The 19,308-nt window shown below is 50.4% G+C and carries 17 protein-coding genes; 14 read left to right on the top strand and 3 right to left on the bottom strand.

Going from position 1 to position 19,308, the window contains the following annotated elements:
- Positions 1-26: 26 nt before the first annotated feature.
- On the bottom strand, positions 27-2,048 hold the full coding sequence (locus tag AACR41_RS15945; RefSeq protein WP_030005935.1) for a GspE/PulE family protein: 2,022 nt from the start codon (positions 2,046-2,048) through the stop codon (positions 27-29).
- Positions 2,049-2,457: 409 nt separating this feature from the next.
- Between AACR41_RS15945 and grpE the strand changes: the two genes are divergently transcribed.
- From grpE to rimK, 12 genes are all read left to right on the top strand, one after another.
- Positions 2,458-3,207 (top strand): nucleotide exchange factor GrpE, encoded by a 750-nt coding sequence (gene grpE, locus AACR41_RS15940; RefSeq protein WP_012306324.1) that lies wholly within the window; start codon positions 2,458-2,460, stop codon positions 3,205-3,207.
- A gap of 115 nt (positions 3,208-3,322) precedes the next feature.
- The gene (gene dnaK, locus AACR41_RS15935) at positions 3,323-5,278 is read left to right on the top strand and encodes a molecular chaperone DnaK (RefSeq protein ID WP_030005934.1); all 1,956 of its coding nucleotides are present in this window, start codon (positions 3,323-3,325) and stop codon (positions 5,276-5,278) included.
- Between the two features lie 121 nt (positions 5,279-5,399).
- Positions 5,400-6,536: a molecular chaperone DnaJ gene (dnaJ, locus tag AACR41_RS15930; protein ID WP_030005933.1), complete on the top strand. Its 1,137-nt coding sequence runs from the start codon at positions 5,400-5,402 to the stop codon at positions 6,534-6,536.
- A complete protein-coding gene (locus AACR41_RS15925) occupies positions 6,533-6,787 on the top strand; it encodes a sulfurtransferase TusA family protein (RefSeq protein ID WP_030005932.1) in 255 nt (84 codons plus the stop codon). Before dnaJ ends, AACR41_RS15925 begins: the two co-directional genes overlap by 4 nt.
- Positions 6,763-7,860: a small ribosomal subunit biogenesis GTPase RsgA gene (gene rsgA, locus AACR41_RS15920; RefSeq protein WP_030005931.1), complete on the top strand. Its 1,098-nt coding sequence runs from the start codon at positions 6,763-6,765 to the stop codon at positions 7,858-7,860. The genes AACR41_RS15925 and rsgA overlap by 25 nt, the downstream gene beginning before the upstream one ends.
- Positions 7,861-7,906: 46 nt before the next feature.
- Positions 7,907-9,295: an IctB family putative bicarbonate transporter gene (locus tag AACR41_RS15915; RefSeq protein ID WP_030005930.1), complete on the top strand. Its 1,389-nt coding sequence runs from the start codon at positions 7,907-7,909 to the stop codon at positions 9,293-9,295.
- A gap of 153 nt (positions 9,296-9,448) precedes the next feature.
- Positions 9,449-11,659 carry an ATP-binding protein gene (locus tag AACR41_RS15910; protein ID WP_052349570.1) on the top strand — a complete coding sequence of 737 codons (2,211 nt, stop codon included), beginning with the start codon at positions 9,449-9,451 and terminating at the stop codon, positions 11,657-11,659.
- 91 nt (positions 11,660-11,750) lie between these two features.
- Positions 11,751-12,272 (top strand): hypothetical protein, encoded by a 522-nt coding sequence (locus AACR41_RS15905; RefSeq protein ID WP_030005928.1) that lies wholly within the window; start codon positions 11,751-11,753, stop codon positions 12,270-12,272.
- An 82-nt stretch (positions 12,273-12,354) separates the two neighbouring features.
- A complete protein-coding gene (locus tag AACR41_RS15900; RefSeq protein ID WP_030005927.1) occupies positions 12,355-12,888 on the top strand; it encodes a DUF4330 domain-containing protein in 534 nt (177 codons plus the stop codon).
- A 10-nt stretch (positions 12,889-12,898) separates the two neighbouring features.
- Positions 12,899-13,699: an ABC transporter permease gene (locus AACR41_RS15895; RefSeq protein WP_445260570.1), complete on the top strand. Its 801-nt coding sequence runs from the start codon at positions 12,899-12,901 to the stop codon at positions 13,697-13,699.
- A gap of 25 nt (positions 13,700-13,724) precedes the next feature.
- Positions 13,725-14,183 carry an ATP-dependent zinc protease family protein gene (locus tag AACR41_RS15890; protein WP_012306314.1) on the top strand — a complete coding sequence of 153 codons (459 nt, stop codon included), beginning with the start codon at positions 13,725-13,727 and terminating at the stop codon, positions 14,181-14,183.
- Positions 14,180-15,085 (top strand): 30S ribosomal protein S6--L-glutamate ligase, encoded by a 906-nt coding sequence (rimK, locus tag AACR41_RS15885; RefSeq protein ID WP_012306313.1) that lies wholly within the window; start codon positions 14,180-14,182, stop codon positions 15,083-15,085. Before AACR41_RS15890 ends, rimK begins: the two co-directional genes overlap by 4 nt.
- Positions 15,086-15,107: 22 nt before the next feature.
- Here the strand turns inward: rimK and AACR41_RS15880 are convergent, their stop codons facing one another.
- A complete protein-coding gene (locus tag AACR41_RS15880; RefSeq protein WP_030005926.1) occupies positions 15,108-15,992 on the bottom strand; it encodes an alpha/beta hydrolase in 885 nt (294 codons plus the stop codon).
- 316 nt (positions 15,993-16,308) lie between these two features.
- On the opposite strand from AACR41_RS15880, the gene AACR41_RS15875 reads away from it, so the two are divergent.
- Entirely contained in the window at positions 16,309-16,737 is a 429-nt protein-coding gene (locus AACR41_RS15875) for a photosystem I reaction center subunit II PsaD (RefSeq protein ID WP_012306311.1), read from the top strand.
- Between the two features lie 215 nt (positions 16,738-16,952).
- Positions 16,953-18,473, top strand: coding sequence for an anthranilate synthase component I (trpE, locus tag AACR41_RS15870; RefSeq protein WP_030005925.1), 1,521 nt, complete (start codon positions 16,953-16,955; stop codon positions 18,471-18,473).
- 22 nt (positions 18,474-18,495) lie between these two features.
- Here the strand turns inward: trpE and AACR41_RS15865 are convergent, their stop codons facing one another.
- Positions 18,496-19,305: an MOSC domain-containing protein gene (locus AACR41_RS15865; protein WP_030005924.1), complete on the bottom strand. Its 810-nt coding sequence runs from the start codon at positions 19,303-19,305 to the stop codon at positions 18,496-18,498.
- Between the last annotated feature and the right edge of the window lie 3 nt (positions 19,306-19,308).

The raw sequence follows: 19,308 nt of genomic DNA, 5'->3' as shown, positions 1-19,308 counted from the left end.
CGCCAGGGAACAGAGAGTGAAGAGTCTTAACTAAAGCGGGGCGTCATACAGTAGGGACAATCTAGCCAATCCGGCTGCAACTCAGCATTACAGGTGTCACAAACCAGGCCCGTTTTTCGTTTCGCCTTTAGTTCTGCCTCAAGGCCAGAATCCGTAAAGGTAACGCGGTCTACCTCTTCAAAGGTTGTATGGCCTTCTTTGACCAACTCCAAACTGTAGGCCAAGATACTCAACATGCCCTCTTGCACTGCCACTTCTTTGATCATGTCCGTGGTGGCCCCGGTATTAATCAACCGTTCAATTTCTTCACTATTTTGCATAAACTCATAGACCCCCACCCGGCCTTTGTAGCCGCCGCCGCCACATTTAGGACAGAGACTGCCGGCTTCTTTGGCCATTTGGATTTGCTCTGGCGTCAGGGTATTGGCCCGGTACACCGTTAAAGGATGGCGATCATTACTGGAAAGGCCGTAGCGTGCCAGCTCTTCCACTGTGGGCTGATAGGGGATGCGGCATTCCCCACAAACCCGTCGCATCAAGCGCTGGGCCAGAACTCCCAGGAGTGACCCGGAAATCATAAAGGGTTCAACTCCCATCTCATCTAGACGGGCGATCGCCCCTGGAGCATCATTGGTGTGGAGAGTCGTTAGTACCAAGTGCCCCGTTAAAGCTGCCTCAATGGCTGTTTTTGCCGTTTCCTTATCCCGGGTTTCTCCCACAAGAATGACATCTGGATCCTGCCGCAAAAATGCCCGCAAAATTGACGCAAAATCCATCCCCTTTTCCCGGATGACCTGCACCTGGGTAATGCCCGGCAAAGTATATTCAATGGGGTCTTCTGCGGTACTGATGTTGATGCCCGGCTCGTTGCGCTCCGCCAGAATTGAATACAAAGTTGTTGATTTTCCTGAGCCTGTTGGCCCCGTCACCAAAATTAGACCAAATGGCCGCTGGGCCATTTCCCGCACCTGCCCCAGAATATCTTGGTTGGTAATTAACAAATCCAAGCCCAACTGGGTTGAAGAATTATCGAGAATCCGTAAAACAATTTTTTCGCCGTAGCGACTGGGTAGGCTATTGACCCGAAAGTCCACCTTGCGCCCCTTAAACACCCGCCGAATCCGACCATCCTGAGGCGAACGACGTTCGGCAATGTCTAGGTCCGCCATAATTTTGAATCGGGCCGTCACCGCTGGCACAATCCGTTTGGGCAGCGGATCAAAAGCATATTGCAGAACCCCATCTTTACGGAAACGAATCCGCAGATCATTTTCTTGGGGTTCGATGTGAATATCTGAGGCCCCTTCCTGGAGAGCTTTAAGTAGCACTTTATTGACAAGTTTGATCACCGGAGCAGAGCTAGCCTGATTTTCATTCATCAGGTCAGCGCTTTCTTCTTCCTGCTCGTCTAATTCCCCGGCTACACCGAGATCAAGATCTTCGATATCAACTGCTTTTTTCAGTTCTGCTGCTTCGGCGGCCTTGGCTGCTTGTTCCTGCTGTTGGATTTGAATCTGGACTTGCTGTTCTAAATAGCCATCTAGAACCTGACGATAGTCGTCTTCTGTGATCACGATGCGCCGTAACGTCAGATTTTGCAGGCGAAAAAGACGGTTTAAATCATCTTGGGCGGCTAGGTTATCGGGCTCTACCATCGCCACAATCACTTCATCTTGAACCCGCCGGATCGGGAGGAGACGATGGCGGCGACATAATTCTACGGGCACGAGGGAATTGATCAACTCGCCCATCTGATCGATGTCAATTTTTTGAACTTCTGGGTCAATGGAATTGAGACCGTAGAGGATCTTCAGTTCAAAGAGATGATGTTTTTTGTACTGTCGGACTAGCTCAGGGGACAGGGCTTTCCCGGTTAGTTCTTCGACAATGGCCGTGAGGGGGCGTCCACTACGCCGGGTTTCAACGAGGGCTTTTTCCATCTGTTGATGGTCTACAACTCCCTGTTGAATGAGCTTGTTGCCGAAAGGAGAGAAATCATTGCGGAGGGCAAGGGCTCTTGTCCGTTTGGGAAGGGAAGAGTGGGTCATAGGAAAAACCAGACAGCATTGGCAAATGACGGCAGACTAGGCAAAAAAGAAAAGCAGGATAGTTGTTGGCAATATGATGATTCGTAGTTCAATGCTGAATGTAGCAGAAAGAATCTGCTTTTTGGGATCAAGGGGATCGGTCGGGGCTTAATAATGGCAACTGTCTGTGTCGGTTACGATGCCAGGGTTGTTTCTTCCTAATATAGCGGTTGCTTGAAGTTTTATTCTTTTTACCTGGGAAAGACGGGATCCATAGGGGACAATGTTACATTTGGTAATGTTAAAAGACCTATATTTGATGTTTTTACTCTAGGTTAGGCGATCGCCCACCATCACTACTAGGATAGAAACGACTAAAAACATCGATATAACCCAATAGCCAATCCTAAAACAACTAGTTCAAGCAACCATGGTAGAAGACGCGAAAAATCTTGATAGCCCAATTGATCCAGGAAGCACGCCCGAGTCTGTTTCCGACGAGGCCCCCGAGACAACCATCGAGTCTAACCTTGGGGAGGATGCCACAACGATCGAAGCTCAAGGAGAAACAAACACCGATACGGCAGATCAAGCCCCTGACCAGGAGGTCGATGACACGCCCCTCGATGGTGCCGAACTAGAAGCTGTCATTGCCGCTCTCCAGCAGGAGGTCAGTACCCTGCGCCAACAGCTCAGTACCCAAAGTCAACAAACCGAAAATTTCAAAAGCCAATATATGCGGATTGCCGCCGATTTTGAAAATTTCCGCAAGCGCACCAGCAAAGAAAAAGAAGAAATGGAATTGCGGATCAAGTGCAATACCGTCAATGAAATCTTGGGTGCCGTTGACAACTTTGAGCGGGCTAGATTGCAGATCAAGCCCTCCACCGATGGCGAAATGACAATCCACAAAAGCTATCAAGGGGTTTATAAACAACTTGTCGATGGATTGAAGAAAATTGGTGTCTCTGCCATGCGTCCAGAGGGAGAAGAATTTGATCCCAATTTCCACGAGGCGATCTTCCAAGAACCCACCAGTGAGCACCCAGAAGGCACTGTGATTGAGCAGGTCGTGCGTGGCTATCTTTTAGGAGATATGGTGTTACGCCATGCCATGGTTAAGGTTGCCGCCGCGCCCGAAGAACCCCCCAGCGGTGAAACCAGCACCAGTGAAAGTTAAGGGTTAAACCCAATTTTTGCGATGGGGCCTATAGACTAAACTGTTGTAGTTCCTGGCCCCAGACAAAATCTTCAGTAGTATTGAAAAAATCCTTATCGTCTTTCGGCCGCGAACCATGGGCAAAGTAATTGGCATCGATCTTGGCACTACCAATAGCTGTGTTTCCGTCCTTGAGGGCGGTAATCCCCTTGTCATTACCAACGCAGAAGGGGCACGGACTACGCCAAGTATTGTCGGTTTTGGCAAAAGCGATATTCGTCTCGTGGGTCAATTGGCAAAACGCCAGAGCGTAACCAATGCCGAAAACACAGTCTATAGTATTAAGCGGTTCATTGGCCGTCGCTGGGATGATACGGAACAAGAACGCCGTCGGGTTCCTTACAAATGTGTTAAAGGAAAGGACGATACCGTTGATGTCGCGGTGCGGAAACAGGTTTTTACGCCCCAAGAAATTTCAGCCATGGTGCTCCAAAAGCTCAAGGCCGATGCAGAGGCATTTTTAGGGGAGGAAGTTTTTCAAGCTGTCATCACCGTGCCAGCCTATTTTACCGATGCCCAACGTCAAGCCACCAAAGATGCCGGAACGATCGCCGGTCTTGAAGTGCTGCGAATTATCAATGAACCGACCGCTGCAGCCCTTGCCTATGGCCTAGACAAACAAGACCAAGAACAATTTATCCTCGTATTTGACCTTGGGGGCGGCACCTTCGATGTTTCCATCCTGCAGTTGGGAGACGGGGTGTTTGAGGTCAAGGCGACCTCTGGAAACAATCAACTGGGTGGTGATGATTTCGACAACGCCATTGTGGAATGGATGGTTGAACGGTTTCAGCAACTCGAAGGCATTGATCTAAGTAGCGATAAGATGGCCCTCCAACGGCTCCGGGAAGCGGCAGAAAAGGCCAAGATTGAGTTGTCTAGTACCATTACGACATCCATTAATTTGCCGTTTATCACGGCTGATGACACTGGCCCTAAGCATTTTGAAATTGATTTGAGTCGCTCGAAGTTTGAGGAATTAGCCAAAGATTACATTGAGGCGACCCTCCGCCCCGTAGAACAAGCCCTAAAAGATGCAGAATTAACGGTCGATAATATTGATCGGATTATTTTGGTGGGGGGCTCCACGCGCATCCCCGCAGTCCAGCAGGCGATTCAAGGTTTTTTCCATGGCAAACAAATTGATCGTTCTGTAAATCCTGACGAGGCGATCGCCATTGGGGCCGCGATCCAAGCTGGGGTCCTAAACGGTGAAGTGAAAGACGTTCTCCTCCTTGATGTCACCCCCATTTCCCTCGGCATCGAAACCCTCGGCGAAGTCTTTACCAAAATCATTGACCGCAACACCACCCTGCCAACCAACAATTCCCAAGTTTTTTCCACCGCCACCGACGGCCAAACCTCTGTAGAAATCCATGTTCTGCAAGGTGAGCGCGCCCTCGCAAAAGACAATAAAAGTCTAGGAAAATTTCTGCTCACAGGGATTCCCCCTGCTCCCCGGGGCTTGCCTCAAATTGAAGTTAGTTTCGAAATCGATGTCAACGGTATTTTGCAGGTGTCCGCCCAGGATCGCGGTACCGGCAAAGAACAGGGCATTAAAATCACCAATACCGGTGGCCTTGACCCCGCTGAAATCGAAGCAATGCGCGCCGAAGCCGCAAAATACGCCGAACAAGACCGCCAACGTCTCCAAGTAGTTGACCTCCAAAACCAAGCCGATAGCCTCTTCTACAGCCTTGATGCCACCCTGCGAGAAAATAGCGAATTGTTAACCAATGAAGTTAAAACCCAACTAATCCAAAAACGCGCTGTTTTAGAACAATCCTTTACCGACCGTTCCTTCTCGACCGCAGAAATTCGCCGTCTACTCGAAGACTTTAAGACAGCACTCCTGGCCATTGGCTCAAAACTCTATGACCGCGAAGGCGATACACCGATCTATCGCCCTATCTCAGTGACCCCTGTGCCAACCACTGCCGACGATGATTTAATTGAATTTCCCACCGAAGCTGGTGTTGTCATTGAAAATGGCGAAGGCAATATTACTGGGGATTATGAAACCATTGATTGATTGGGTTATGGCTAAACCTTGACCCAGATAACACATCTATTCCCCATAACACTTTTCAGGTTTTCCCAGTTCAAGTTAAGATTGGTAAAGGCTAGATTGTGCTCGTTATTAGAAAAGGTTTATGGCAGGCGACTTTTACGAAATTCTTGGTGTCTCCCGTGATTGTGGGAAAGATGAACTCAAGCGGGCTTATCGTCGTCTAGCTCGTCAATATCACCCAGATGTGAATAAAGACCCTGGGGCCGAAGAAAAATTTAAAGAAATTAATCGCGCCTACGAAGTCCTCTCGGAACCAGAAACCCGAGCCCGTTATGATCGCTTTGGTGAAGCTGGTGTCTCTGGGGCAGGTGCTGCTGGGGCTGACTATGGCGACATGGGCGGCTTTGCTGATATTTTTGAGACTATTTTCAGTGGGTTTGGTGGTATGGGCACTGGTGCCACCGGGGGCGGCCGCCGACGCAGTGGGCCGATGCGGGGCGATGATCTCCGCCTAGACCTAAAGCTCGACTTTAAAGAAGCGATTTTTGGGGGCGAAAAGGAAATCCGTATTCCCCACCTAGAGACCTGTAAAACGTGCAGTGGCTCTGGAGCAAAGGCTGGTACTTCGGCAAATACCTGCAGCACTTGTAATGGCACTGGCCAAGTTCGGCGGGCGACCCGCACTCCCTTTGGTAGTTTTGCCCAGGTTTCCGTCTGTCCGACCTGTAATGGGGAAGGGCAAGTGATCGCCGAGAAGTGTGAATCCTGTGGTGGTGCTGGTCGCAAACAAGAAACGAAAAAGCTCAAAATCACGATTCCTGCCGGGGTTGATAGTGGCACACGGCTGCGGGTATCACGGGAAGGCGATGCTGGCGTTAAAGGTGGCCCCCCTGGGGATCTTTACGTTTACTTAGCCGTCAATGCGGATAAAGAGTTTCGTCGCGACGGTACTAATATCCTCTCGGAAATTGAAATTAGCTATCTCCAGGCAATTCTTGGGGATACGGTAAAGGTTAAAACCGTTGATGGTACAGAAGATTTGACGATTCCCGCTGGTTTACAGCCCAATAAAGTGCTTACGTTGGAAGGAAAAGGGGTGCCTAAACTGGGTAATCCAGTGAGCCGTGGTGATCATCTAATCACGGTAAAAGTCGTGATTCCGACGAAAGTAAGTCGAGAGGAAAAAGAACTGTTGCACCAACTGGCGAAATTAAAGGGAACCGAACACAGCAAAGGTGGTTTTGAAGGGTTATTGGGGAACCTATTCCATAACAAATGAGCAATCCGCAAACATTAGAGGCAGACGCACGGTTAGATTTGCGGGGGACTCCCTGCCCGATTAATTTTGTGCGCACAAAGTTACAACTCAAGAAAATGGCCGCCAATGCCCTGCTCGAAGTGTGGCTCGATGCGGGGGAACCCATGGAGCAAGTGCCTGATAGTTTGACGATGGAAGGGTATTTGGTAGAAAAGGCGATCGCCCAACCGGAGGGCCACTACGTATTATGGGTACGTTGTCCGGCGACATGAGTGGTGGCTTAGTCCCAGAGAACTGCCAGGGAACCGTAACGGCGGTTCAGGCAAACTTTTACCATGTGCAACTCCAAGCTGGGGCAGGACATTTGCTCTGTACAAGGCGAGCCCGCTTAAAAAAAATTGGTCAACGGGTCATGGTGGGAGACCAGGTCATCGTTGAAGAAGTTGATTTTCAAGATAGACGGGGGGCGATCGCCCAGGTTTTATCTCGCCGCACCGTTTTAGATCGACCCCCTGTGGCTAATGCTGACCAACTCTTGTTGGTGTTTGCCCTAGCGGAACCATCCCTTGATCCCTGGCAACTGAGTCGCTTCTTAATCAAAGCAGAATCAACGGGGTTGCCGTTATTATTGGGTCTTAATAAACAAGATTTACTCTCTAAAAAAGAACAACAGACCTGGGCTGAACGCCTCCAACAATGGGGCTATCGGGCTGTCTTTTTTAGTGTGCTCCAGGATGCTGGCATTGCCGCCCTAGAAGCCAGTCTTAAGGATAAAATCACCGTGGTGGCTGGGCCTTCGGGGGTGGGAAAATCAAGTCTGATCAACCGCTTAATTCCCCAGGTGGAGCTACGGGTGGGCGAAGTTTCAGGCAAATTGCAGCGGGGACGACACACAACCCGCCATGTGGAACTATTTCCGCTGCCCCAGGGGGGACTTTTGGCTGATAGTCCTGGGTTTAATCAGCCGGATTGGTCGGTGCTGCCCCAGGATTTGGGGGGATATTTCCCAGAAATTCGTGCCCAACTCAAGCAAGAAAATTGCCAGTTCAAGGATTGCCTACACCTGCAGGAACCCAACTGTGCGGTGGGACGGGATTGGGAACGCTATGAGATCTATGAAAAATTTCTCGAAGAGGCGATCGCCTACCGTGAGATCCAGCAGCAGCAACGGGATGAAGAAGATCACCTCAAAGTCAAAATTACAGCGGCGGGCAAACAAATCCATGAGCCGAAACTAGCAACTAAAAAATATCGACGGACTTCCCGGCGGGAACGGCACCAAAATTTAAAAGATCTGTACGAAAAGCAATCCCTCGATGAGTTGTATGGGAACGACGACGGCTAAATCTCTTTTACAATGAACAGTTACACAATACTGAGGTTGATGGTTCATGGCGGCAGTGTGGCAGCAGATTCTCTTTTTGCGCTTTCCCTTTGAGCCTTGGTTACGGGCCAGTGTCAGTTACCGGGTGTTTGGACTTTTGCAGGGCTGGCGGGGCGGCAGTTGGCTATTGCAATGGGCAGAACCCCTGGGGGCAATGATTCTCTGTGTATTGTTGGTGGCAGCGCCCTTTGTCTCGACAACCTTAATCGGATTTTTGCTGTTGGCCTGTGCGGGCTATTGGATTTTGCTAAGTCTGTCTGATCTGCCCCTGGGACAAGTGACAGGAATTCATCTTTTGGTTGCACTATATGGGGGCATCGCGGCGATCGCCACGGTCTTGTCGCCAGTTAAGGGGGCCGCCCTGTCTGGGTTGGTGCAGTTGTTGCTATATCTGATTTTCTTTGCGTTTTGTGCGCGGGTCTTGCGATCGCCCAAAATTCTCGCGGCGGTCATTTGGGTGTATTTAATGGTGTCCCTGGTGGTGAGCGGCTATGGTATTCGTCAGGAATTTTTTGGGGTAGAACAGTTGGCCACCTGGAATGATCCCTTGTCGGAGTTTGCCAACGATACTAGGGTTTACAGTTACCTAGGCAACCCGAATCTTTTGGCGGGTTATCTCCTGGGGGCGATCGCCTTTAGTGGCGTAGCGATGCTGATTTGGCGCACCAAGATCCAGAAAACTTTAGCAGCGGTCATGTTTGTAACCAATGCGGCTTGCCTATTTTTTACCGATAGTCGGGGGGGCTGGCTGGCGATGGTGGGAGCGGCCGTTGTGGGGGGATTATTACTCTACAGTTGGTATGGCAATCGCCTCAGTCCTTTTTGGCGTAAATGGTTGCTGCCCCTTTGTTTCGGCTTTGGGGCGGGGTTACTACTCATTGCGGTATTGGGCGTTGATGCCATTCGCCTACGGTTGCTGAGTATTTTTTCCTGGCGGGGCGATAGTAGTAATAATTTCCGGATTAATGTGTGGTTGGCGGTGCTGCGGATGATTGGCGATCGCCCCCTGCTGGGGATTGGGCCAGGCCATGATGCCTTTAATGCGGTGTACCCCCAGTATATGGAAAGTCGTTTTTCGGCCCTGAGTGCCTATTCAATTTTTCTGGAGACCGCCGTGGAAACTGGTTTACTGGGCTTGACCACATTTGTGTGGCTGCTGATCAATATCTTTAGCCAAGCTTTACAAAGCCTTAAAGACTTTCAGTCCCAGCATAAAATAGAAGGACTATGGTTAGTTGGGGCGATCGCCGCGATGACAGGACTGTTGATCCAGGGCCTCTTTGATACCGTTTGGTATCGTCCCCAGGTCAATACCCTCTGGTGGTTGATGGTGGGCATTATTGCCGCCCAGATCCCCCCGTGCCAATCCACTGGAAGAGACAACCCCAGCCCTTAATCTCGATTATTTTTTCTGGCTGAGCTACCGGGGAACTTTTTGTCCCGTGGTTTCAGTGTGCGGCCTGAAATTTTGATCTGCATCTGCTCTTTGGAGAGGAGCGGTCTGATTTTTCTTCCCATTATCTCCTGCCCTGAGGTTTGCAATTTTGTCATGATTTTAGTCGGTGAGCACCAAGCCCATTTCCTTGAATTTTTCCTGGAGACCCTCCGGGGTATTGCCGCAGTGCAGGTTGCCCCCAGCGCCGCCCATCTGTCGGCTTTGGCGATCGCCAATCATCCAGAACTGATCATTGTGAACCTCGATTTTGTGTCCCGTCCGGAGCGCAAACTGTTTGCCCAGCTCAAAAGTGATCTGCACAGCCGCGATATCCCCCTGATTATTACCACCACGGATATCCATGCCCAAACCCGGGCCGAGGCTTTCTCGTTTGGGGCCGATGATGTGTTGCTATTGCCCTGCACCAGCACCGAATTACAAAAACGTGTCCAACAACAACTTAACCACAAACATCTCCAAGCCCTGTGGTCAAACCAAACCGAGCAACTGCAACGGACAATCACCCGCCAAAGAATTCTCCGGGTCGTGATCAATCGGATTCGTCGTACCCTCAACCTCAACGAAATTTTTCAGAGCACGACTAAAGAAATCCATGATGCCCTGCACTGTGACCGGGTGGTGATCTACAAGTTTAACCCCGACTGGAGTGGTCACTTTGTGGCTGAGGCCATGTCTCCCCAATGGCGATCGCTGATGAATGACGCCAGTGCGCGACAGCGTGAACTCCTAAAATATTCCGCAGTGCGTGATGACCGTTGTATTGTCAAAGTTTTTGAAAGTGAGCTACCGGGCTGGGTAGAAGATACCTATCTCCAGGAAACCCAGGGGGGGATTTATCGTCAAGGCAATACCTACCGGGCAGTCCATGATATTTACAAAGCTGGGTTTCCTCCCTGTTACATCGAGCTTCTCGAAAACTTCCAAGCCAAAGCCTATATCACCCTACCGATTTTCCTAGGCGATCGCCTTTGGGGACTCCTCGGCATCTACCAAAACAACGCCCCCCGCACCTGGCTTACCGAGGAAATCGAAATGCTGCGGCAGATCGCTACCCAACTGGGTGTGGCCCTCCAACAGGCCAAACTCCTAGAAACCCTACAGGCAGCCAAGGAAGAAGCAGAAAAGGCAAACCAAGCAAAAAGTCAATTTTTGGCCAATATGAGCCATGAACTCCGCACACCCCTCAGCGCCATTTTGGGGTTTACGGAGCTACTCACGGGGGATACTAACCTCACTGCCGATCAACTCGAATCCCTCGACATCATTACCCAGAGTGCCCAGCACCTGCTGAACCTGATCAACGATATTCTCTCCCTCTCAAAAATTGAGGCCGGGGAGACCAGCGTCCTTCGAGAAGCCTTTAATCTCGTTGAAGCTCTCAATGTTATCTACGATTTTGTTGTCCTTGCGGCGAAACAAAAGCAACTAGAACTGATCTTTGAGCGTGATGCCAATGTACCGGAGGTGATTTACCTCGATGAAAAAAAGCTCAAGCAAGTCTTAATCAATCTCTTGAGTAATGCCATTAAATTTACTGAGGTGGGTCGCGTTACCCTCAAAATTACCTATGATGCCCACCAACAGAACTTACACTTTGCCGTAATTGATACGGGGCCTGGCATCCCAGAACATGAGCAGAACAAATTATTTCAGGTTTTTCAGCAAACCAGCACAGGAATCCGTGCACGCCAAGGCACAGGCCTGGGTCTCGCCATCAGTCAGCAGTTGGTACAGCTCATGGGGGGAGAGATCCGGGTAACAACGGCAGAAAATCAGGGTAGTTGCTTTTGGTTTGAGCTGTCCCTCGCTTCGCCAGAAAAAGATCAAGCAGACATTTCAATTCAGGCTTTTGTAGAACACACGGGGCGATCGCCCAAAATTTTGCTCCTCAAGGATCAAGTCGAGCAGCGGGAACTACTCTGTCAGCGACTGGCCAGGGCTGGTATCGAAACCCAGGCGATCGCCATGGAAGCAATCTCTAATCACCCATGGCAACAATGGACACCAGACCTAATTTTGGTTGACCTGAAACTGGCCTCCGTCGATGGTGCGGAGATCTTGAGCAATATCCAACAACAGCTCCAAACAGTCCCCCTAACCGAAGACCCAAAACTCATCGTGATTACCGCCGATATCTTTCAAAATCAGCAAGATGAGCATTCGCGGTTAGCTTGTGATGACATTATTTATCACCCGGTCTCTTTGGAGGAACTTCTAGGTAAGGTTGCCCATCATTTAGAGCAACATAGGGGAATCTTGAATCCCGTTGATGCCCACCCAAAATCACAAACCTCCCCGTCCTAAATCCAGTTCGTTATGCTGAAGTTACCAGCGATTACCTTGTTTTAATCCCCTTGGCCTAAAGGCTACTAATCTTTAAATTTTGTCACCGCCGATGGCTTCTACTTCCCCGAAAAAACAACCGCCTCGCCTGATCACCTTTAAACAACTCATTAAAACCCACCATGGTCGCGCTTATTTCCTGGGTGGTAGTTGCTTGGCGATGTTAACCCTCACAAGTGTGGGCTTTGCAACCCTGGTCAATCCTCGGGTGCCGATTCCGGTGGTGGATAGTCTTTTGGGACAATTGCCAGCCCAGACAGCGGCGCGGGTTTTGGAGGAAACGGAATCCCCATCATCCCAAACGGTCAGTGGTGCGGACGCCCCTCCGGCAACAAAAACACCGCCACCCGCCGAGACTAATGCTCAGACGAATTCCCCTGGGGGAGAACCGTCCGTGTTACCCCTCTGGATTTATGGAGTCATTGTGCTTTGTGCTCTGGTGGGGCCTTCTCTATTTACCTATGCCCTTTACCGACTCTATCAACAGTCCCGACGACGGCCTCAAATACAGAGACAAGCCTCTCCGGAAGTTGGGCGATCGCCGCTGCCGATGTCCCCTCCCCAAGACGGTTAAGGGCGAATTTATCGGGGGACGGCTGCCACCTCCCCTATAATGTGGAGGGTTAAAAAAACTTTTAGTGTATTTCCACAAACATATGGCTCTGTTGGATTCAAAAGGGCGTCTTTTCGGCAAAGTGAGCATCCTCGATCTGGGGGCACTTCTGATCATTCTCGGCGTAATTTTTGGTATTTTTTTCCTCCCCGGTCGTTCGGGTTCCGTGGCCCAAATTGGGTCAGCCATGGAAGCGATCGAGGTGGAAGTCCTGGTGCGGGGCCTGAGTGTGAAGTCCCCAGATGCCTTTGTGGCAGAATTTCAAGGGTCTGAAACGACCTCCATCGTGATCCGCAATCAACCCTTTGCCAATGTCGGCATTAAGTCCATTGAGCTTTTACCCCGGACAACCCCTGTGCCCCAGCCGGACGGCTCTGTTTTACCGTTAAATGATCCCCGTCCTGAGGTGCAGAATATTGGGGATTTTCGGATTGTGTTAACTAGCGAAGCCCAGAAAACAGATAATGGCTATGTTTTTGGCAACAACAAGGTCAAAATTGGTCATACCCTGCGCCTTGAGGGGTTTAATTACGATTTCAATGGCAGCGTGATTGATATCCGGGCAGTGGAGAAATAGGCTCGACTCCATGGGCAAGTATTGGCGCATTTTAGGACTGTTTTGGAGTACGGCGATCGCCGCCGAATTGGAGTATCGTTTAAATTTTTTCATCGCGGCCCTCAGTAGTGTGGGAAATTTAGCGGGCAGCCTGTTCAGCCTCTTTTTGTTTTACCGCACGGGATATCAATTTTCCGGTTGGACTTGGCAAGAGGCGATGTTGGTGGTGGGAATGTTTACCCTCTTGCAGGGGGTGGCCAATACTTTTTTTTCGCCGAATCTCAACCGGATCGTCCAACAGGTACAGGAAGGCACCCTCGATTTTGTGCTACTCAAGCCCATCAGTAGTCAATTTTGGCTCTCGGCGCGGATGATTTCCCCCTGGGGCTTGCCTGACTTGGTTTTAGGACTGGGAATTTTGATCTACATCGGGCTGCAGTTGGGTCTGTCACCGCTCAATTATGTGTTGAGCCTGATTCCCATCGGGTTTGGGATGTTGATCCTCTACAGCCTCTGGTTTATGTTGGGGGCAACGAGTATCTGGTTTGTGAAAATTTATAATGTCACCGAGGTGCTGCGGGGCTTCCTTGAGGCCGGACGTTACCCGATTGTGGCCTATCCGGGGGTCTTTCGTTTTTCTTTACTTTCATTGTCCCCATTGTTTTTTTTACGACCATTCCTGCGGAAACCATGTTGGGGCGATCGCCTCTGGGGTGGATTGCTGGTGCCGGTTGTTTGGGCCTGCTGCTGCTGTTATTGTCTAATGTGGTGTGGCGGTTTGCCCTACGGTTTTATACCAGTGCTTCTAGCTGAAGCCTTAGCAAGAATTTAAACTTTGTCTCCTAGACTGCCGTTGTATGAAAAGAAAACCCATCCTATCGACCATTGGTTGGCGAGAATGTGTGGCGCTCCCGGATTTTCAGATCCCCGTGATTCGCGCCAAAATTGACACCGGTGCTGGCTCCTCCTCGATCCATGCCACCCGCATTCACTATTTTCACCAAGGCGATCGCGAGATGGTTCGTTTCCAAATTCACCCCCACCAGCACAATATCCATGACACCGTTACCATAGAAGCCCCTTTGGTCGAACACCGCAGCATCAAAAGTTCCAATGGCCAAAAGCAACTGCGGCCCGTCATCGAAACCCATGTTCAACTAGGCGAACACCGTTGGCTCATTGAACTCAATCTCACCAATCGCTCCTTAATGGGTTATCGGATGCTCCTTGGACGCCAGGCCCTGCGCAAACGATTCCTCGTTGATGTGAGCAAATCTTTTCTCCAAAGCCAACCGGATCATCCCCACCAACCATGAAAATTGCCATTCTCTCCCAAGATCCAAAACTCTATTCCACCCGTCGTCTCCGGGAAGCCGCCGAAAATCGTCACCACGACGTCCAGGTGATTAATTTCATGCGCTGCTACATGAATATCACATCCCATCAACCCTTTGTCATTTACCAGGGGCAGCGGTTAGAAAATTTTGACGCGATTATTCCTCGCATTGGAGCATCGGCCACTTTTTACGGTACGGCGGTGGTGCGTCAGTTTGAGGTGATGGGAGGGTTTAGTGCCAATACATCCCAGGCGATTTCTCGGTCCCGCGATAAACTGCGATCGCTGCAAATTTTAGCCCGCAAAGGCATTGGACTCCCGGTGACAGGTTTTGCCCACGCGACCCAGGACATTGATGGCCTCATCGAAACCGTGGGTGGTGCCCCCGTGGTCATTAAACTTTTAGAAGGCACCCAGGGTATTGGTGTGGTGCTCGCGGAAACCCACCAGGCCGCCAAATCCGTGATCGAAGCCTTTCGGGGGTTGGATGCCAACATTTTGGTGCAAGAATACATCGCCGAAGCCAAGGGCACGGATATCCGCTGTTTCGTGGTGGGCGAGAAAGTCGTGGCGGCAATGAAGCGTCAGGGTGCAGAGGGAGAATTTCGGTCTAATTTGCACCGGGGCGGCAAAGCAGACAAAGTTCGACTCACCCCCGAAGAGCGCAGTACCGCTGTCCGGGCCGCTAAAGCGATGGGATTGCGGGTCGCTGGGGTAGATTTGTTGCGTTCAAACCACGGGCCTCTGGTGATGGAAATTAACTCTTCACCGGGATTAGAAGGCATCGAAAAAACCACCGGGGTTGATGTGGCCGGAAAAATTATTGAATATCTCGAAAAGAATGCCGCTCCTGGGAAAACCACCGATCGCATCCAGTATTAGAGGTCAGATTTTTGCCCACGGGCTAGAAGAAAAGCTGCAAAATTGTCTCAAGGCGATCGCCCCAGGTAAGTTCATCGTGGCGACCAAGGGGATCTTCAAGGGTAAAAAGATTCACATTTTCTTGGTATTGGAACTCTCTGATTAAAAGCGATCGCATTTCTTGGCCCCGTAATCTCGCCCGTGCCTCCTGGTGCTGGGCATCAGCCATTAAACCCCAGTCTAGGTAAATTTTGGGGCGCAGTTCGGGGTTGCTCAAAACGGGAGTCGCGGCAAAAACCAACGCCGAATTTTCAAGGGATATTTTAAAAGCCCCATCCAAACCATTTATGGACATTGGGTTTGCCTCCAGTCCCAGCCAAAAAGAGGGGGATAAAGCGGCCACTTGGGGAAACTGGCGGGGGTGCTGGGTAGCCGTGTAAAAAGCAGCCAACCCGCCTTGGGCAGCACCGACGATGAGCGTTTGATCGGTTTGGGTGCGGTATTGCTCATCGATAAAGGGTTTCAGTCCTTTGGCAAGATAACGACTGTAATCCCCTAGGCCACCACCTTGATCCGGGATATGGGAATATTCGTAGGCATGATCATTGGGGCAAATGGCTACGACAATCAGTTTTTGCAATTGCTCCCGTAGATACAGCCGACTCAAGCGCTCTGCCACCTGCCAACATTGACCAAAATCCCCATCGGGGAAAAAAATATGGTCGCCATCGTTGCAGTACAGTACGGGCAGGCGATCGCCAGTTACTTCATAATCTCGTGGTAAAAAGACATGGATTTTGCGGGGTTGATCAAAATGCGCCCCAAAACCCTTGAGTTGCAACTGATCATAGGTATGGAAAAAACCGCCCCAATGGCCCTGATCATGGAACCAAGCCCGTTGTCCACCTTTGTAAAATTCTTCTGCCATAGATGTTCTTTAACCTGCTGGGTTCAACCCATCCCCTAACCCAAAAATTCCAAAAACAACGGATGCTCACCTTCTACTAAGCCTAGGTTTTGCAGTGGAAAAAAGGGGATTTTCTCGCATTCTAGTGGCTTTTGCCAGAAACTTTTGCCCCTAGGGCTATTCCCACCAAAACAGTCCCTAAAGGATGATAAATTTGCCTGTCTGCTTCCCTTACAAATAGAAAATAACTGTTACAGTTCTTGACACTTGATCTATGGCGTAGGGGTCTGGTGATAGCATTTGCGAAACACCCTTTATTTAATAAAGATTTTTGAGCATGTCTAACGAGCTTACTGGAAAAACACCGAAATTCGGTGGCAGCACGGGTGGTCTACTCGCCGCTGCTGAACGGGAGGAAAAATACGCCATCACCTGGTCTAGCGCAAAAGAGCAGGTTTTTGAACTGCCCACCGGTGGTGCAGCGGTCATGAACGAAGGCGATAACCTCATGTACTTTGCCCGCAAGGAACAGTGCCTTGCCCTCGGGACTCAGCTGAAAACACAATTTAAGCCCAAGATTACCGACTATAAGATTTACCGTGTCTTCCCCTCCGGCGAAACTCAGTTCCTCTATCCTCTCGATGGTGTACCTTCTGAGAAGGTAAACGAAGGTCGCGAATACAAAGGGAAAGTTGACCGCAATATCGGGAGCAACCCCGAACCGGCAACCCTGAAGTTTTCTGGTGTGGCCCCCTACGAAGCCTAGATTTTTACCACAACAGTTCGGGCGGAAGTTGACAGTTTTAGTTTGAGTTATGAAGGCTTTCTTGGTGGCGGCGATTAGCCCAGACCGATGAAGAAAGTCTGTTATGATGAAAAGCTGAACAAAAGGCTTCCGCTTCTTTGTGTCTAGCTCTATTTTTACTTTTATTCACTGTCCCAGCGGCCCTCCATGTGCCCCAGGCGACCGACGCATTTCCTATGATTTTTCCTGATTTCGAGCAGTTTCGGCATCTCAGTCAACAGGGTAATTTTATTCCGGTCTATCAGGAGTGGGTGGCGGATCTCGAAACGCCAGTGTCGGCTTGGTACAAGGTTTGTGCAGATCAACCCTACAATTTTCTGTTGGAGTCCGTTGAGGGGGGCGAAAATATTGGTCGCTATAGTTTCCTCGGTTGCGATCCGGTTTGGGTCTTAGAAAATAAAGGCGATCGCACCACGCAAAAATTCCGTGATGGGGCCGTCCAAGAATTTAGCGGCAATCCCTTTGATGTGTTGGCCCAATGTCTCGCCAGCATTAAGCCTGTCCAACTGCCGGAATTACCACCGGGGATTGGTGGCCTATTTGGGATGTGGGGCTATGAGTTGATGCGCTGGATCGAGCCACGGGTGCCAGTGTACGAACGCCAAGAAGAGGATCTGCCCGATGGCCTCTGGATGCAAATTGATAGCTTGATTATTTTTGACCAAGTTAAACGCAAGATTTGGGTCATCACCTATGCTGACCTGCGGGATCCGGCGGTGCCCCTAGAAGAAGCCTACCTAAATGCCTGCGATCGCGTGACGAAATTAGTCCTCAAGCTCAAGTTGCCTTTGCCTGTTGCCGCCAAACCCTTAGAATGGCTCGCCAACCCAGACGGGGAAGCCCTCAAGTACGAAAGCAACACTTCCCAAGCACAGTTTTGCCAGAACGTCGCCAAGGCAAAGGAATACATTAAGGCCGGAGATATTTTTCAGGTGGTGCTGTCCCAGCGGCTCCAGACGAGCTACGAAGGCCATCCCTTTGATCTCTACCGTTCCCTGCGCCTGATTAACCCTTCTCCCTACATGTCTTTTTACAATTTTGGGGATTGGCAACTCATCGGTTCTAGCCCAGAGATTATGGTCAAAGCCGAGCAAACGCCAGACGGAAAACTCCAGGCGATGCTCCGACCGATTGCGGGCACGCGACGCCGGGGGAAAACCCAAGCTGAGGATTTAGCGTTAGAACAAGACCTCTTGGCCGACCCTAAGGAAATCGCTGAACACGTGATGCTTGTGGATTTGGGCCGCAATGACCTCGGTCGCGTCTGCGAAAAAGGCACGGTGACGGTTGGGGATTTGATGATCATCGAACGCTATTCCCACGTGATGCACATCGTGAGTAATGTGATGGGAGATTTAGCCCCCGACCAATCGGCTTGGAATTTATTACAGGCTTGTTTCCCCGCCGGAACAGTCAGCGGTGCGCCGAAAATTCGCGCTTTAGAAATTATCAACGAACTGGAACCCGAACGGCGCGGCCCCTACTCTGGCGTCTACGGTTACTACGATTTTGAAGGCCAACTGAATACGGCGATTACGATCCGGAGCATGATTGTGCGATCGCAGGGGAATCAGCACCAGGTCTTTGTCCAGGCAGGCGCAGGCATTGTCGCAGATTCGGAACCGGAACGGGAATACCAGGAAACCCTTGATAAGGCCAGGGGAATGTTGGAAGCGATTCGCTGCCTTCAGGTTTAATAACTGTTGAGGACAGGGAGTGTTAAGAAGACATTGGATTCAGGATCACAGCATCCCCCACTGAAATCTTGCCTGAACTGGTAGGCATGAGGTTAATGCCAAAAAGAATGCCTTTGGCAGTGCGTCGAAAAGTACCCAAGGTGCGGAGGGGTTCTTGGTTTGGGTGGCGATCGCCTGTGGTTTGATTTGTTGTAATCACAATGCAACGTTCGCAGGGTTTGGCGGTGACAAAGGTCGTGCCACCAATGTCCACAGTCTGCCAATGATCTTCCGCAAAAGGTTGTGCTGTCTCAACCACTAGGTTAGGACGAAACTGATTCATCGAAACGGCTGCCCCTAATTTTTCTTCCAGCAGCTTTAAAGAAGCAGTATTAGTGAGGAGCACCGGATAACCATCGGCAAAACTGACATTTTGGGTTTCCCACAGGGCATATTTCGGATTGAGGGGCCGGGGATGATCGGGAGATTGGCGCACGAGACGGCAGGGGGTTTGTAGCACCTCCGAAAACCAAGCGGCAGCTTCGGGGCCTTGGTCAAGGGCTTGGGTCTGGTTGCGCCAGATTGTCACGGGTTTGAGGGAGCCTACAGTTTTGGGAGACAGTTTCAGGGGCGAAAAATCATCAAAAGTTAAGGTGAGATTATCCTCTGTAATATGGGGCTTAACCCTGGCCAGTTGGGGATATTGCCGTTGACTGAGAAATTTCCCGTCGGCATCAACAATCATCCATTGGCGATCGCCTTGAAAACCCTGAGTCAAAACTTCCACTGTCTCCAAAGCGATCCCGCCGCAGGACTTCACCGGATAAATCCATAAAGCCGAAACCCGTGCCACCCG

The sequence above is a fragment of the Picosynechococcus sp. NKBG042902 genome (assembly GCF_963864045.1).
In the GTDB taxonomy this organism is placed as follows: domain Bacteria; phylum Cyanobacteriota; class Cyanobacteriia; order Cyanobacteriales; family MRBY01; genus MRBY01.
This window is presented reverse-complemented; position numbering and strand designations above follow the sequence as displayed.